General features: G+C 41.1%; 16 protein-coding genes and 1 other annotated feature. Of the genes, 7 read left to right on the forward strand and 9 right to left on the reverse strand.

The features are described 5' to 3' along the window. The 7 genes from KTHG_RS05685 to KTHG_RS05710 form a co-directional block, all read left to right on the forward strand. Positions 1-1,084 (forward strand): NCS2 family permease (locus KTHG_RS05685; protein WP_139992736.1); only part of this gene is annotated, 1,084 nt, incomplete at its 5' end. Positions 1,085-1,434: 350 nt separating this feature from the next. Beyond that, positions 1,435-2,484 (forward strand): iron-siderophore ABC transporter substrate-binding protein, encoded by a 1,050-nt coding sequence (locus tag KTHG_RS05690; protein WP_139992109.1) that lies wholly within the window; start codon positions 1,435-1,437, stop codon positions 2,482-2,484. After that, on the forward strand, positions 2,484-3,515 hold the full coding sequence (locus KTHG_RS05695) for a FecCD family ABC transporter permease (protein WP_186439502.1): 1,032 nt from the start codon (positions 2,484-2,486) through the stop codon (positions 3,513-3,515). The genes KTHG_RS05690 and KTHG_RS05695 overlap by 1 nt, the downstream gene beginning before the upstream one ends. After that, positions 3,512-4,543, forward strand: coding sequence for a FecCD family ABC transporter permease (locus KTHG_RS05700; RefSeq protein WP_139992111.1), 1,032 nt, complete (start codon positions 3,512-3,514; stop codon positions 4,541-4,543). Before KTHG_RS05695 ends, KTHG_RS05700 begins: the two co-directional genes overlap by 4 nt. Then, positions 4,543-5,337: an ABC transporter ATP-binding protein gene (locus KTHG_RS05705; protein WP_139992113.1), complete on the forward strand. Its 795-nt coding sequence runs from the start codon at positions 4,543-4,545 to the stop codon at positions 5,335-5,337. The genes KTHG_RS05700 and KTHG_RS05705 overlap by 1 nt, the downstream gene beginning before the upstream one ends. 155 nt (positions 5,338-5,492) lie before the next feature. Further along, entirely contained in the window at positions 5,493-5,639 is a 147-nt protein-coding gene (locus KTHG_RS21100) for a hypothetical protein (protein WP_158620974.1), read from the forward strand. Positions 5,640-5,987: 348 nt separating this feature from the next. Further along, the gene (locus tag KTHG_RS05710) at positions 5,988-7,169 is read left to right on the forward strand and encodes a tetratricopeptide repeat protein (protein ID WP_139992114.1); all 1,182 of its coding nucleotides are present in this window, start codon (positions 5,988-5,990) and stop codon (positions 7,167-7,169) included. Between the two features lie 38 nt (positions 7,170-7,207). Here KTHG_RS05710 and KTHG_RS05715 read toward each other — a convergent pair whose 3' ends face one another. The 9 genes from KTHG_RS05715 to KTHG_RS05755 form a co-directional block, all read right to left on the reverse strand. Next, positions 7,208-8,602 carry a GGDEF domain-containing protein gene (locus KTHG_RS05715; RefSeq protein WP_139992115.1) on the reverse strand — a complete coding sequence of 465 codons (1,395 nt, stop codon included), beginning with the start codon at positions 8,600-8,602 and terminating at the stop codon, positions 7,208-7,210. 12 nt (positions 8,603-8,614) lie between these two features. Continuing rightward, positions 8,615-9,988, reverse strand: a complete 1,374-nt coding sequence (locus tag KTHG_RS05720; protein WP_186439503.1) for a tetratricopeptide repeat-containing diguanylate cyclase — start codon at positions 9,986-9,988, stop codon at positions 8,615-8,617. Between the two features lie 137 nt (positions 9,989-10,125). Then, on the reverse strand, positions 10,126-10,554 hold the full coding sequence (locus KTHG_RS05725) for a GatB/YqeY domain-containing protein (protein WP_139992117.1): 429 nt from the start codon (positions 10,552-10,554) through the stop codon (positions 10,126-10,128). A gap of 12 nt (positions 10,555-10,566) precedes the next feature. Next, positions 10,567-11,883 carry an MFS transporter gene (locus KTHG_RS05730; protein WP_139992118.1) on the reverse strand — a complete coding sequence of 439 codons (1,317 nt, stop codon included), beginning with the start codon at positions 11,881-11,883 and terminating at the stop codon, positions 10,567-10,569. 59 nt (positions 11,884-11,942) lie between these two features. Further along, positions 11,943-12,530: an anthranilate synthase component II gene (locus KTHG_RS05735; RefSeq protein ID WP_139992119.1), complete on the reverse strand. Its 588-nt coding sequence runs from the start codon at positions 12,528-12,530 to the stop codon at positions 11,943-11,945. Beyond that, positions 12,527-13,924: an anthranilate synthase component I gene (gene trpE, locus KTHG_RS05740; RefSeq protein ID WP_139992120.1), complete on the reverse strand. Its 1,398-nt coding sequence runs from the start codon at positions 13,922-13,924 to the stop codon at positions 12,527-12,529. The genes KTHG_RS05735 and trpE overlap by 4 nt, the downstream gene beginning before the upstream one ends. Positions 13,925-14,016: 92 nt before the next feature. After that, positions 14,017-14,224 (reverse strand) — a binding site (T-box leader). A 62-nt stretch (positions 14,225-14,286) separates the two neighbouring features. Further along, on the reverse strand, positions 14,287-15,024 hold the full coding sequence (locus tag KTHG_RS05745) for a hypothetical protein (protein ID WP_139992122.1): 738 nt from the start codon (positions 15,022-15,024) through the stop codon (positions 14,287-14,289). An 11-nt stretch (positions 15,025-15,035) separates the two neighbouring features. Then, positions 15,036-15,407, reverse strand: coding sequence for a hypothetical protein (locus KTHG_RS05750; protein ID WP_139992123.1), 372 nt, complete (start codon positions 15,405-15,407; stop codon positions 15,036-15,038). Then, complete coding sequence (locus KTHG_RS05755; RefSeq protein WP_186439504.1) at positions 15,395-16,519, reverse strand: S8 family peptidase; 1,125 nt, start codon at positions 16,517-16,519, stop codon at positions 15,395-15,397. The genes KTHG_RS05750 and KTHG_RS05755 overlap by 13 nt, the downstream gene beginning before the upstream one ends. Positions 16,520-16,744 lie beyond the last annotated feature (225 nt).

Raw genomic sequence — 16,744 nt, forward strand, 5'->3', positions numbered from 1 at the left:
TATCGCCATTGCGCCAAGTATGGGCTTAAATTCATTCTTTACATTCTCGGTTTGTATCGGGATGGGCATTGACTGGCAAGTGACGTTAACAGGCGTCTTTATCGCCGGTATTATCTTTATGATCTTAAGCTTATTAAAAATCCGTGAAAAAATTATTAACATTATTCCATTGAATTTAAAATATGCGATTGCATCTGGTATTGGTTTCTTCATTACATTTATCGGTTTGAAAAATGGTGGTATTATTGTCGGAAATGAAGCAACCTTCGTTTCAATCGGTGACTTAACATCGCCTATGACGATTTTAGCGATTGTTGGCTTAGTATTAACGGTTATTATGTTAGTACGCGGCATCAACGGTGGTATTTTCTATAGTATGGTCATCACAACTGTTCTTGGTATGATCTTTGGTTTAATCGACGTACCAAAATCAGTCATTGGCAGCATTCCTAGCTTAGAGCCAACATTTGGTGTTGTCTTTAACCACATGGACGAAATCTTTACTGTGAAAGTATTAGTTGTTATCTTCACTTTCTTAATTGTCGCATTCTTCGATACAGCGGGCGCGTTAATCGGTTTAACAAGCCAAGCAGGTATGATGAAGGACAATAAAATCCCGAACATCGGGAAAGGCTTAATCGCCGACTCTGCAGCGGGTGCGATTGGTGCAGTTCTTGGTACATCAACCCCTGCAACAAGCGTTGAATCATCTGCAGGGATTGCTGTTGGTGGACGAACAGGCTTTACGGCTGTTGTCATTGCGATTTGTTTTGGTATCGCGCTATTCTTCTCACCAGTCATCAGTGTGATTTCTGTAGAAGTAACATCTGCTGCATTAATTATTGTCGGTGCCTTAATGGCCATGGAAATTCGTAAAATCGAATGGACAAAACTTGAAATTGTAATTCCAGCCTTCCTAACAATCATTATGATGCCACTTACATCAAGTGTTGCAATCGGTATTGGTATGGGCTTTGTGTTATACCCAATTTGTTTAATGGCCCAAAAACGCTTTAAAGAAATTCACCCAATTATGTATGTACTTTGTGTTCTATTCTTAGGATACTTTGCCTTTATTGTATAATTGGTTATGCAAGAGGTTGGGACATACGTATAAAAACAACCGTTCATATGAGCATAAGAAAAACCGGAACTGCGCTGTAGCGCGGTTCCGGTTTTTCGTTGCGAACGCTAAAAAAGGAAAATGACGTGTTTTGTCCCAGCCACTTTTTTTATTGCCACATTTAGTATTTGGATATTTGCGCACGAAAAGAGCTATTTATAGGTGAAACAATGGATATTTGCGTATTTTTGTCGAAAAATAGAGAAAAAAGTAACGTGACGCGCATTGACATTTCGCTCATTCCCCTCTATATTTCATTAAGTGAGAATAATTCTCAACAAATTACATAGTGAAAGAAAGGTTGCGCTCATATGAAAAAAACAACAAAATCGTTACTTATGCTCGTTATGGCTGCTTTATTCGCGCTTATTTTAGGTGCTTGTTCATCTAATAAAGATGCAGATGACAAAACAGCTGATAAAGAGTCAGGAGCTTCAAATGATACACAGTACCCAATCGAAATTAAACATGCATTAGGTACAACAACAATTGAGAAAAAACCGGAACGCGTTGCAACAATCGCTTGGGGTAACCAAGATGTAGCACTTGCATTAGGAACCGTTCCAGTAGGTTTCTCTGCCGCAAACTACGGTATTAAAGATAATGACACAGGGATGCTTCCTTGGACACAAGAAAAAGCGGAAGAACTAGGCGAGAAAAACCCAACGATTTACCAAGATACAGCGGGCTTAGATTTCGAAGCGATTGCGGATTCACAGCCAGATGTGATTTTAGCAGCTTACTCAGGTTTAACACAGGAAGATTACGATAAATTAAAGAAAATCGCTCCGGTTGTCGCCTATCAAGATCAGCCTTGGGTAACATCATGGCGAGACATGATTAAATATGACGCCATGGCAATGGGCATGGAAAAAGAAGGCGAGCAATTAATCAAGGATACGGAAAAAACAATCCAAGATGCGGCTGCTAAATACCCTGATTTAAAAGACAAAAAAGCAGCATTCGTTGCATTTGATGCTACGGGCTTTTCTAAGTTCTACGTTTATACAACAGGCGACCCTCGCGGTGAAATGCTAGAAGAGCTAGGTATGAGCTATCCTGAAAGTGTAAAGGCGCAAATTAAAGATGATGCAAGCTTCTATATTGAACTAAGCGCTGAAAATGCGGATGCGTTAAATGATGCAGATATCCTTGTCACATACGGTACAGATAAAACATTAAAAGCACTTCAAAAAGACCCGATTCTTGGAAAAGTACCTGCGATTAAAGCTGGTAACGTTGTGGTTATAGAAGACAATACACCACTTGCGGCTGCAGGAACACCAAGTCCTTTATCAATTCCTTATACAATTGATGAATATGCATCAAAAATTTCAGATGTGGCGAAAAACGTTAAATAATGACGACGCTACAACTTAAAAATAAGCAAATGCTGCTGCCAAAACACATTCTTTTGGTAAGCATGCTTTTGCTTATTTTGTTTCTCATAAGTATCGTGCTGTCGCTTGGATTCGGCTCACGTACGGTTAGCTTCGCGGGGATACTCGATGGCTTATTCCATCCCGAGGTCACATCGCATGAGGCAACCATTGTACGCCAGCGAATTGCACGGACGATTTTCAGTTTAATGTGTGGTGCCGCGCTTGGCGTATCGGGTGCGTTAATGCAGGCCGTCACACGAAATCCAATTGCAGACCCGAGTATTTTAGGTGTCAATACGGGTGCTTCTTTATTCGTTGTCAGTGGCATGGCTTTTTTAAGTATAAATAGCGCGAGTAGCTATATTTGGCTGGCTATCATCGGGGCCATTTTAACAGCGATTTTCGTCTTTAGTATCGGCTCGATGGGTGCAAGTGGTGCAACGCCACTGAAGCTCGTATTAGCAGGTGCCGCGACAAGTGCGATTTTATCATCCTTCGTAACGGCGATTATGATTCCACGTACGAATGTTATGGATAAATTCCGCTTCTGGCAAGTCGGTAGTGTCGGCTCAGGTACATGGGATACTGTGCAATTATTTATTCCATTTCTAGTTATTGGCCTGATTATCGCTCTGTGTACAGCGCCCGGCCTTAATGCCCTTGCACTTGGTGATGAAGTCGCAACAGGGCTTGGCGTCCGTACTGGCTCGTTACGACTAATCGCGTCCTTTGCGGGGGTTGTATTATGTGGTGCTGCCACGGCGCTTGCAGGACCAATTGGCTTTATTGGCCTATTAGCGACCCATTTAGTACGCCTTGTTATTGGTGCAGATATCCGCTTCATTATGCCACTTGCAGCGTTGACCGGAGCGAGTGTCTTAACGATTGCCGATGTATGTGGCCGCTTCCTCGGAAGTCCTGGTGAATTAGAGGTTGGGATTTTGACAGCCTTTATCGGTGCCCCTATTTTAATTTTAATTACAATGAAAGCGAAGATGCGTGCCTTATGATCAATCCAACGATTCAATCCATGATAACTGCTCGTAAAAAACGCCGTATGCGATTTATACTTATCACAGCAGTGCTCACCCTACTATCGCTTAGCCTTGCTTGTGCAATGATGATGCTTGGTCATACGATTTACCCTGTACAAGACATTATCCGTGTATTAATGGGTGAAACGGTACCCGGTGCCTCTTTTGCGATTACGGAAATTCGTCTCCCACGCACACTTGCGGGTCTGTTCGCAGGCTTTGCATTTGGTGTTGGGGGGTATATTTTTCAAACGATGCTCCGCAATCCCCTCGCCAATCCAGATGTCATTGGCGTAACAGCCGGTTCTAGCGCTTCGGCTGTATTTTGCATTATTGTACTACATGCGAGTCATTTTACGGTTTCGATAGCCTCAATTGTCGGGGGCCTTGTGACGGTGTGCATTATTTACGTATTATCGAAAAAAAATGCCTTTTCGATTGGGCGTTTAATTTTAATCGGTATCGGCATTCAAGCAATGCTTAACGCCGCCATTTCGTATATTATGTTGATCGGAAAAACGAATGATTTACCAACAGCACTTGTCTGGTTAAGCGGCAGTCTAAATAACGCCTCAATGCCAATGATTCTTACGTTACTGCTATGCATTATTTGTGTAATGCCCTTTATTTTGTATTGTTCAAAGCAATTAGAAATGCTAGAACTTGGAGAGCAAGCAGCCACAGCACTTGGTGTAAATACGAATAAAACGCGTATTATCCTTATCTTTTGTGCCGTATGCATGATTGCACTTGCGACCGCAACGACGGGGCCGATTGCCTTTGTAGCGTTTCTTGCTGGACCAATCGCACAGCGTCTTGTAGGTCCTGGGTTTTCTAATATTATACCTGCGGGGCTTATTGGCATTATACTCGTGCTTGGTGCAGACTTGATTGGTCAATTCGCCTTTGAAACACGGTATCCCGTTGGTGTTATTACAGGTATTGTTGGTGCACCGTATTTGATTTATTTATTAATTCGCATCAATCGAAAGGGTGATATTTAGTGACAACACATACATTTCAAGCAAAAAATTTGCAAGCTGGCTACGACGATAAAACGATTTTAGAAAATATCACACTAGCCATTCCAGCAAATCAAATTAGCATTATTATCGGTGCCAATGGCTGCGGTAAATCGACGTTATTAAAAACGATGGCTCGACTAATTAAACCGCTTCAAGGACAGGTGCTACTAGATAGTAAATCCATTCATGATATCGCCCCAAAACAGTTAGCTAAAACAGTCGGACTATTACCACAGTCCCCTATTGTTCCAGAAGGTATTACAGTAGCTGATTTAGTCGGACGAGGTCGCTTTCCGCATCAAACACTTTTTAAAGGCTGGTCCACAAAAGACTACGAAGCGGTTGCTGAAGCACTGGAGATGATGAATATTACCGAATTTGCTGATCGTAATATCGATGAGCTCTCTGGTGGCCAGCGTCAGCGTGTATGGATTGCGATGGCGCTCGCTCAACAAACCGACATTTTATTCTTAGACGAACCAACCACCTATTTAGACATTACGTATCAAGTAGAAATTCTTGATTTATTAACGGACCTCAATCAAAAATACGGGACAACGATTGTTATGGTACTCCATGATATTAACCTATCCGCACGCTATGCTGATTATTTATTTGCGGTAAAAGAAGGTCAATTAATTGCAGAAGGAGCGCCTAAAGATATTGTGACGAGTGCCTTAATAAAGGACATCTTTTCACTCGATTGTCAGGTGATTGCAGATCCTGTGTCACAAACACCTCTCGTCATTCCGATTGGTCGTCATCACATATAAAAAAGAAGGGCTCACGCATTAACATGAGCCCTTCTTTTTTTGTTTTTGACTACATCATGCAGTACTTTTTTAATTATCGCTTAAGAAGCCCCGTATGATACACTAATCCTTGCAGCATCTTCGCTGACTCCTTCACCGAAGGGAGGTGCGTTGCTATGACGAAACATTACCCATCACGTCTTGAAAAGGCTCAAGCGAAACGGCAAAAGGAACGTAGTGGAAAACTAGCCATTTTCCGCTATGCAGCTGACATTTTTCGTGCAGTTGATACAGTGTATCGCCTTTTCCGTATGATGCTGTAACAGTGTACCATCTAGTCTAGCCAACTAGGTGGTTTTTTGCGCATAAAAAAACGACCAGGAGCCACCTAGTCGTCTACGTCGCTATGATTACCCATCACGCGTACTTCTATTACTAGCATACGAGAATTAATACGAAAATGCAACTGTGACCTACCTATTTGTATCCAGCTTACGGGGGAAGCGCATCTCATAAAAACGCAATCGACAAAATAATGCATGAAAAGAGCATTTTTTAACAAATTCATAAAAATGCTGTTTTTCGCATGATGGAACATATGTTCTTTTTCGCTTTTTCGAGAGTGCTTCTGTATAATAAGGAAGACTACATAATTGAAAGGTTTTGAGAACATGTCAAACGTTGAAAAATTACTTTCTAGCGCGCGAGATCTAATGCATCAAGCTCGTTTGAATCAAGCGATTAATATGTGTACAGCAGCCATTAAAGAAGAGCCGGGTAATAGCCAAATTTACCGTCTGCTTGGCGAGATTTCTTACTTAATGGAAAATAAAAATTTAGCGATTGCGGCGTATTTATCAGCGCTTCATATCGAAATTGCGAAAGTAGAGCATCACGGCTTAACGGAGCAAACGTTACCGATGTATGAACGCATTCCAGATGATTTAAAGGCACAACTCCCTGTCAAAGGCGCATTTCTACTTTATTACGATACGAATACATTACGTAATCTAGCACATGCGGTCGCTGATTTTGACGAAAATGCCCTACAAGAAGAGGCACAACTGCGTTTATACAAACAGCTATATCGTTATGGTCTAATGGAAAGCACTGAAAGCTATAATGCCTTACTCGCAGAAAACGACTTATCACATGCTGATTATCAGGAAGCGGAAGAGTCATTTTATATTCCAATCGGTAATGAGCTCGCACAGGCATGGTTACGCTTTGATGAAATTGGGAGCTTAGATGTCGGTCGCCTGTATTTCGGTACAGAACCTAGTCAAAAAGAGCAACAAGCACCGAAAACAGATGAAGATTTAGAAACGGTTAATAAATTATATGGCACACTCTTTAGCCAACTCATGCAATTCGTTGATCCAGATAGCGTCCAAAAGGAATATACAGCGCTACTTACAGGTGAAAAGATGACGATGACTGGTAATGAAGCGGTATATGAACATTCATTACTACAAAAAATGGCGTCATTAACAGCGAAGCAAGGGATGCTATTAGAGCTTTTAAAAGAGCTTGTTCGTTCAAAAGAGGCGTATACAACAGAAGCACTTGATGAAAAAATGACTGCTGCTGAAAAACAAAGCATGTCATCATACAATCAAGTCATTCCAATGCTAAAACAAATGTATCAGGGCGCTGAACAAGAACGTATTACGCAGCTAGAGCGCGATTATAAATTGTATTCATTCACAAACAGCTTACTAATGGACCTCGTGATGCTATTAAATGACAATAGCGCACTCTTAACACGTCTAGCGATTGTTACACCAGAAGTAAATGCGAATATCGTCCAGCAATATTGCGGGTATTATTTAAGCGAAATGTTCCCTGCCTAATAAAAAAGAACGATTCCTTTAAAGGCGTCGTTCTTTTTTTATACCGTTTTATAATAGAGTTCCCCTCGCTTTTGTCGCTTCACCTCATATAGTACACTATCTGCCGCTTCAAACCACTCTGTATAGGTGTGTGTCTCAGCTGCATAGACACTGCCCATTGATACAGATAGCGGCAACGTCATATGCTCGTATGTAAATGACTCCGCAATTAAGGTCTCGTGGAAATAATGCGCAAACGCCACAACGTCCGCTTCTGAGGGCCCTTGATAATACACATAAAACTCGTCGCCCCCGTAACGGCCAAAATAATAGGTCGCCTCATTGTTTAAATAAAGTGAATTCGCGCGTTTCGCCACTTCCCTTAACACCTCGTCGCCAATTAAATGTCCATACGTATCATTTATTTGCTTAAAATAATCTAAATCTAATAAACCAAAAAAATGATAAACATCTGCGGATAGATTTGGTGTTACGGCCTTTTCAAAGCCCGCACGATTCCATGTATTCGTTAAGGAATCAATATAGACATCTTCAAGTGCTTTTGCATGGTACAAATCATAGTGACAGCTCACTAGCTCCTGTGTAATCGCATGACTTGTCAAATTCTTTGTTAACTGAATAAAACGTTCCTGCATTTCAATGGCTTCATCTATACAATCCAGTTGCTCATATGTTTCAACAAGATGCGCCATCACATCTAACACTTGATATTCCATTTCCTCAAGTTGTTGTGCACTGAGTGAGTCTGCATATTTTTTCGCCTTTTCCTTATTTCCTTGAAGTATCGCAAAACGCATCAATCGCTCATCAAAATTGCAAATATGAATGGGGTCTTGAATTGTATAGCGTTCAAATGTATGAATATAGTGCTTCATCTCTTCAATCTGTGCTTCTTGTAGCGTAATTTCCATTAAATTTAGCAATGCCCAAAAATAAGAATTAAAGGGGCGGCCATGGTGTAAATGACGTTCTCCTTGCTCTACACATTGTATAAAGTAACGGCGTGCCATCGCGAAATCCTTTGTTTTCATATAAAAATGTCCGATGTTATTCAATGTATCGATATGGAGCATCCGCATCTCCATGTGTACAGCTTGCTCATAAAGCTCGGTCATCGTATCAATATAGCCTTCTGTATAGCCAACTGAATCTAATATAACAACCGTAGCCATGCGAATACGTAAGAGCTCCGTTTGTTGTGCATATTGATTTATAAACTCTCGGTGCGTCAATAAGATTTTTAATGCTTTCAATGTTTTACCGTATGCAAAATATGTAGCAGCCTCGGTGTAATAAAGGTTACATAGATTAGTGTATTGTTGTTGTTGCAGCAATTGCGTTTTCGCATCATTGAAAAGCTGTTCGATTTCTATTAATGATTTTTGTTGATAGCTTTTTACGTAATTTTCTAGCCATGATTGATAATCTAACAATTCACATGCCTCCTAACGAATAGTATAGCGATTACGGCCATTTTTTTTCGATGTATATAATGCTTTATCCGCCTCAGCAAGTGCTTCATGAAGTGTGATAGTTTGTTGTACACGAAAAGCACCGACACTCATTGTTAAACGCACTGGCCCTTTGACGGTGTGCATCGTTTGCTTCGCTAATATTAATTGAAGGCTCTCTAAAATAGTCGTTACAGCTTCTAGCTCAATTGTTGCAATACATGCAATAAACTCATCGCCCCCGTAACGAACAAACATGGCCTTTTGTTGTTCAAAAAAATAATTGACGGCATCTGCCATTTGCTGTATTGCTTGATCACCGGAAATATGACCAAATGTATCATTAATCTCTTTGAAATGGTCGATATCAAAAACGAGCACGGTATGCTGTTGATAACGCAAACTAAACGCTTCATAATGTTCCTCTAAATATTTACGGTTATGCACATTTGTTAATGGATCACACCATGCAATTTTCTGAAGCTGCTCGATATCAACATATTTTTTTACAGATTGAAGCTGCGTTGTCACAAAGTCTGCATTTACTAAATCCATCGTTTGTTTCAATTGTTTTAAATCCTGAAAATAGTGTCTTTTTGATTGCGTTTTTTTTGATAAAGGACATAGTAATTCATATAATTCTTTATTCCAACTATGCTTGTTTGGGTGCTGTGCAATTTCTTGTTTCAAGACAGCATAAGCCTTGTCGAATTGCTGTTGTTTTCCAAGCCATTCGACATATGTTTTTACCCATGCTAGACGACTTTCTCCATCATCTTCTTGTAATTGGGCTTTCACGATTTCAAGTAGCTCATCTGCTTCCTCTAAACGTTCCATCGCAATTAAAATTTTGGTATAATTCATCAGGGCACGATTGTTTTGTGTGCCCTCTTTGCGCGTTGCTGCAAAATAAGCCATACTTTTTTGGGCATACAATAAGCTTTCGTCAAACTGCTGCTGATTAAAATAATAGACACTCAAATTATGATAAATTTTCACTAAATGTGTACGGTCGTATTGCTCTGCTAATTGCTTGGCACGATCTAAATACATAAAGGCCTGCTCCAAATCGTCATTTCGCCCTTGAATCGCCGCTAGTGTATTTAAATAGCGGATTTTCTGTGCTACATCACCATACTTTTCAATATATGTCGCATTCTCTGCTAAAACTTGTGAAGCGAGTGTTAAGTGACTTACATTAAAATATAAACTAGCCTTACATAGCGTAAAATGAATGACTTGCTCGTGCGCCTCTTCTAGTAGTAATTGCTCTATGACTTGATCAACAAGCTGAAAAAAGTCATCAACTTGATTTGTATCGAAATAGTCATTTAATGAAATAACGGATTCTTTTAAAATGCTATTCATATTTTTCATTCACCACCTTTTTTCCTATTTTATAAATTATTGTCTATGAAAAATTAAATGCTTCGCTGTATATATGTACCCTAGAATAGAAAAAAGGAATCACGCAACTGCGTAATTCCTTTACTGAATGACATAATTTAAGAAATTAATGTCTTAACGACTTTCGCCATTGTTTTACCGTCAGTTTTTCCTGCGAGTGCAGGTTTCGCAATTTTCATTGCCTCGCCCATATTCATACCGGTTGTAACACCCGCTTCTGTTAATACTGCAACAACTTCCTCTTCAGACAATTGTTTTGGCAAGAACGCTGTTAAGATTTCTAGCTTACGTTTTTCATCCGCAATTAAATCATCGCGACCCGCTTGCTCTGCACCTTCTAGCGCTTGTTCCGTTTGTTTCACTTCGCGTTGGATAATCGAAATTTCATCTTGCTCTGAAACCGGTGCACCTTGTTCTTTCGCTTGAAGGTCAATTGCTGCCTTCACAAGTTGTAGTACCCCTTTTTTCAATGAATCCTTGTCACGCATTGCTTGTTTTAATTGTTCAAATACAGCATCTTTTATCATGCTTATCAGCTCCTATGACTCTATTGTAGCACTTTTTGTTGATTTTGGTACGCGTACGAAAAGATGCACGATTAACCCGATAATTGTAAGCACTAATAAAGAACCGAGTGCCACACGGCTAGCAAGTGTCCCGTAATCTTTTAGCATTAAGGTAATCGTCCCGTATAGCGCAGGACCTACAATGGACGATACTTTGCCAGAAAAGGCAAATAAGCCGAAAAACTGGCCGGTCTTCTCTGGTGGCGACAGCTGAATAATGAACGTACGTGAAGTCACCCATGTTGAGCCGAGTGATACACCGAATAAAGAGCCCGCAATCCAGAACATCCATTGCTCCTGTGCGAATACCGCAATTAATAAAGCGGCAATCATAATGAAACAAACAAAGGTTACAGCCCGTTTCGCACCTGCAGCTCGTGTAATATTACCAAAAACAAGCGAACCAATGATCATCGAAATTGTACTCACTAAATACAGTAAAATAAATTGTCCAGATGTAAAACCAACAACAATCGTCGCATACACCGCCATCATCGCAATCGCGGTCTGCAGCGCATCATTCAGAAAGAAATAGGCAATCATAAACGTAAAAATCGCTTTATGCTTTTTCATATCCTTTAGTGTTACTACAATATCCTTATAGCCTGTGAAAAATGGAATGCGCTCAACTTTTGGTTTCGGCTTATCCTTTAAGATTAAAAATAAGGGCAATGAAAACAGTAAAAATAAGAGCGCGGTTGGAATAAACGTATCCACATTACTCCATTTAATGGAGATTGGATAGACGAGTAGCCCAATAAGGGTCCCGACACCGCCAAGTGCGACACCATAACCTGAAATAAGCGGGATTTCTTTATCATTCCCAAGGTCCGGTAGCATCGAGTCATAAAATACGAGGCTCGAATTATAAAAGAATTTAGCGAAAACATACGCAAGGACAACGAGCGCAAGACTCATTGGCACACCAAAAAGGGCACTATCAAAGCTTATCTTACCAAAGACGCCCATTAAAATCATAAAGCCAACCGAAAATAGTGTGAAATACATCGTATAGCGTTTTTTTAATCCTGTCCGGTCAACGAGTACCCCGTAAAGCGGCGAGCAAATCACGAGTAAAATACTCGCCACCGCATTGGCGTATGAAATAAAAGTACTTGCCACCTGCTGCTTTACTTCGTCTGTGCCAAGTGTGTCATTCATATAAAATGGGAAGAAAATCGTATTAATATTCGATGAAAAAATCGTATTGGCTAAATCAAAGAGCGCCCATGCTACAATGGGCATCGATAAATAAAGCTGCATCGCTTTGCGCGGTTCTTGCTGTTGCATACTATGTCACTCCTTTCTTGGCCTAAAAAGAGGTTGCCCAAGCGGACAACCTCTTTACTTTAAACATGAACATGACGTAACTGATTTAAAAATGCTTGAATCATCGCATTGCCTTCCTCTGTACCAATCGATTCAGGGTGATACTGCATACCATAAACCGGATAGTCGCGGTGGCGCAGTGCCATAATTTCATAATCGTCCGAAGCGGTTGCTGTTGCAATAAGCTCTTCTGGCATCGTTTTCGGGTCGATGACTAATGAATGATAGCGCATTACTTGTGGCGTTTCGGATGCATTCGCAAATAAATCATCGCGTGAATGAATCGTTAGCGTCGAAAACTTGCCGTGCATAATGCGCTCGGCACGGACAATTTTAGCCCCAAATGCTTGCCCGATTGACTGGTGACCGAGGCAAATGCCAAGAATCGGAAATTCCTTATACAATGAGCGAATGACTTCAAGTGTAATGCCCGCTTCGTCTGGTGTCCCTGGACCGGGTGATAAAATAATGGCTTCTGGCTGCATTGTCCGAATCGCTTCGATGGTTACTTTATCGTTTCGTACAACGACTACCTCACGCCCAAGTGCCGCTACTTGCTGGTATAAGTTATACGTAAATGAGTCGTAATTATCGATTAATAAAATCATACGTCCTGCACCTCCAATAATGCTTTTGCTTTGTTGATGGTCTCTTCGTATTCATTTATTGGAATCGAATTATAAACAACCCCAGCCCCTGCTTGAACATGGGCTTTGCCCTTTGTCACAACCATTGTACGAATCGCGAGTGCCATATCTAAATCACCCGATACAGATAAATACCCAACCGCACCGGCATACACACCTCGTTTTACAGATTCTAAGCCATTAATTAATTGCATCGCACGAATTTTCGGTGCACCTGATACCGTACCTGCTGGTAATGTCGCCTGTAAGACATCAATCGGATGCACATCCTCGCGTAATTCCCCCGTTACTTCTGAAACGATATGCATGACATATTTGTAGCGCTCAATTTTCATATATTTATTAACATGAACCGAGCCAACCTTCGCAAGTCGCCCTACATCATTACGTCCTAAATCAACAAGCATACGATGCTCTGCTAGTTCCTTTTCATCTGCTAACAGCTCTCGCTCAAGCGCCTCATCCTCCGTAGTCGTTTTACCACGGCGACGTGTACCGGCAATCGGGTTTGTTGTTACAAGACGCTTGTTCACCTTCACAAGACTCTCTGGCGATGTTCCCAAAATCGTATAGCCATCAAAATCCAAATAATACATATATGGCGATGGATTACTTAGACGTAGCTTACGATACAAGCTCATTGGATTGCCATTAAACGGAGCGGAAAAACGCTGTGATAGCACAATTTGAAAAATGTCGCCGCGCTTAATATGTTCCTGTCCCTGTTTGACCATGTCACAAAAGTGTTCTTCGGTAATCGAGGAGGTAAAGGATACTTCGTCAAGTTCCTGCGGCGCAATCAGTGTTGGATGCTCGATTTGATGAATCATGCTATCAACAATATGTTCAAGCTCTGTCTTCGTTTTTCCCTCATCAAATAAGTCAATTGCAACGACCGATAACTTTTGCAGTAAATGGTCAAAAACGATGAAGCGGTCGAAAAATAATAAATGCATATCTGGCATGTCGAGTTCATCCTCTAGCATCTGCCCAATTTGCTCATGGTAAAAGGCTGTCTCGTACCCTACATAGCCAATGGCACCACCATAAAATGAAAAGGGTAATTGCTGCACATTCCCAGGAATCAATTCACGAATAACATCAAATGCCGGCTTTTTTTGCAGGCTATGTGAGCCGTCCGCTTCAACAACGATGACTTCGTCTGCCGTTGAAATCAACTCTTTAATGGGATTCGCAGCAACAAATGAATAACGACCGCTTTCCTCATGCTTTGCACTTGATTCAAATAAAATCTTTTTCTTGCCGTATAACGAATGATACAGTGAAATCGGTGTCACCATATCTCCCGGAATATCCTTTTGAATAAAAACTTTCTCTCTCTGCTCTACTGTCATGTGTTTCAATCCTCTCTAAACTAGCTCTCTCTGCTCGGTCATAGAGAAATCCATCCATTAAAAAAATCCTCTACCGCGCTCCTAAGAACGCGATAGAGGACGAATGGAATCCGCGGTACCACCTCGATTACAGCTACTCGCTGTCACTTATACATAACGGTGTACGACCGGATTTCCCTACTGTCATTCAAGAAACCACTCTGAGGCCCATTCCTAGCAGACATGCTCCTAGGCTCACACCATTCCTAGGTCGCTCTTAGTCATGCGGTTGCTCGTACTCTCCCTCATCAACGTGTTTTATATCGTGATTGTAGTCATTATACAAAACATTGTCAGATATTTCAATCTAATTTGGCATTTTCTTACTGGCGGCAAAATTTCAACATATAATGCACATAGCGACGATTCGTCGTAATTTGATGTGTCAGCGATTCAGCAATGACCTCGAAAAATTCATTACCGCGGTCCGTACCGCGTAGTTCACGCTTTGTACGACGCTCATCTGGCCAACGTCCGATAATATAATCCTCTTCCTCAAGCTCCCATGAAACATTATATAAATAGCCGTTTGACGGCGCCCAGCCATATTGGTCGAGCATTTGCTTTTCGACTTCTGCCATTGAAAATGTCGTTCGTGTCTGCGCCATGCGGAAAATCATATAGCGCACGATGTCTTTAATCGAAATCAATTTTGAGAAGTAGCTACGAAATTCCTCTGGTAATAAATGGTCCGGACGCGGCGGTTTATCGCCATTTTTCGTCAGCTCATAATAGAAACGGTCTAGTACAAGAACGATTTCGTAGAAGCGGTGATAATACAACTCTCGATATCTCGCAAGGCGTTGCTGCCCGATTTCTGTAATCGAGTAGCATACTTTTCTTCCTTCTAAATGTGAGGACATCGCGCCTTCCCCTTCTAAGTTTTTCGCAACGCGTGCGACATATTCGTACCCTACCGAGCGCCCAGGGAATGTATCTAAAAAACTAAAATACACTTCACGCGGATATTTCGGTCCTTTTTGTACTTCATATAAAAAATAAAGGGCAATCGTATCTTTCACGCTAAATCCGACTGCTTGTTGGAATGTTTTCTCTTTCACGCTATCACTCCCTAATGAATGGCCAGCTTAGCCGTTACTTTTGATGAAGAAAGGCCGCTTGTGTCATAGACAACCACGCTCGCTTTATACGTTTTTTTCGTTGCGAGCTTTTTCGTTGTAAAGTTAGAGGTTGTCGACTTCCCTACATACTGACCGTCTAAGTAAATTTTAGCATACGCATAGTCCGGTGTGTTCTTTACATCCCAAGAAATACGCGCTTTTTTGTTTGTAGCAACGCGAAATTGAATATTTGTTGCCTGTGCAGGAGGTGTCGTATCCACTTTCGTAGCAAAAGTCGCTTCAACAGGCTCTGCCGCATCCCCTTGCGCATTTAATGCGCGCACAGATACTAACTGCACCTCATCCGCCGTTAAATTTTCCAATGTGTACGACGTTTTTTCGTCCGGGCGATTTCCTCGTCATGCAGCGAGATAATAAGTGAATCCCATGTATCCTCTGCCGATTTCGTAAATTTTAAAATCGCTGTATGATCCGTAATACCGCTTACCTTAAAGGATGACGGCGCAAGAGAAATTTGTGGTTCGACATATGTATAATGCGGCATACCATAGCCAAATGTCGTATCATAGCCTTCCACACCTAAATCTTTTGAGCTGGCAATCAATTTTTCTTTTAGTTGCTGCGGCGTACTATACGGATACTGCTCTTTTAATAATGCTACCATCCCTGTAATAAATGGTGTCGCAAAAGAGGTCCCGCTTGCCGTATAAAGCTCGCCGTTGACTGCAATGGTTGGAATATTTTCCCCAGGTGCCACAAAATCGATGCCGCTTCCATAGTTTGCAAAGGTACTACGTTTATTTTTTGCTGAAATTGACGTCACTGCAATGACTTCTTTATAGCGCGCTGGATAAGTGACGCTTTTCATTTTATTATTCCCTGCAGATGCGACGACAACAATGTTTTTCGCATAAGCTTTTTTTATGACGCGATGAAGAGCTGGAATATCACTTTGAAGCCCCGATGAAATTGAAATAATATCTGCCTTGTCCGAAATGGCTTGGTCTACCGCTTCAATTAATTCTTTAACATCGCCGTCCTCAGTGCCATCTTTATATTTATACGATGCAATGGTTACCTTCGGGGCAACACTGAAAATCGAAAAATCTTCATTGTCTTTAATAGGCTTTGCGCCAATAATACCTGCAACGCCCGTACCATGCCCCTCTTCAAACCGATCGAGCACATCGCCTTCATTGATTTTTTTTGTATAAGGATTGTCGGTCGTAAAACTATAGCGCTCCTTAACATTTGATAATAGTTTACTGTTTTTATTAACCCCTGTATCGATAATCGCCACACGAATACCTTTACCTGAATAACCATTGGCCCACGCCACCGGAATTGTTAATTTCTTTAGATGTTTCGTTGGTACTTCTTCTGTATAAAGCGGTTGTGCCTGCGCAACCGCTCCGAATGAAGGACCAGTTAAAACCGCACAGATTGCTGCTATCGAAATGATTCGTCGTCGCATTGCCATCCCTCCTATTAGCCTTATTATACGAAATTTACACAAAAAAAGAATCTGCTAATGTACAGATTCTTTCACTTTATTATCAGTTAGTCCACCTTTTATTTGAATTCGCGTTAATTTGTCGTTTTTTATTTTGGATAAGCAACGATAAAAGTTATTTAATAGATCACTAGCATAGTAAGATAAGTTTGTAGGAATTGTGAATAGATATTCTGTATGAGCAGG

The sequence above is a fragment of the Kurthia sp. Dielmo genome (assembly GCF_000307285.2).
GTDB classification, from domain to species: domain Bacteria; phylum Bacillota; class Bacilli; order Bacillales_A; family Planococcaceae; genus Kurthia; species Kurthia populi.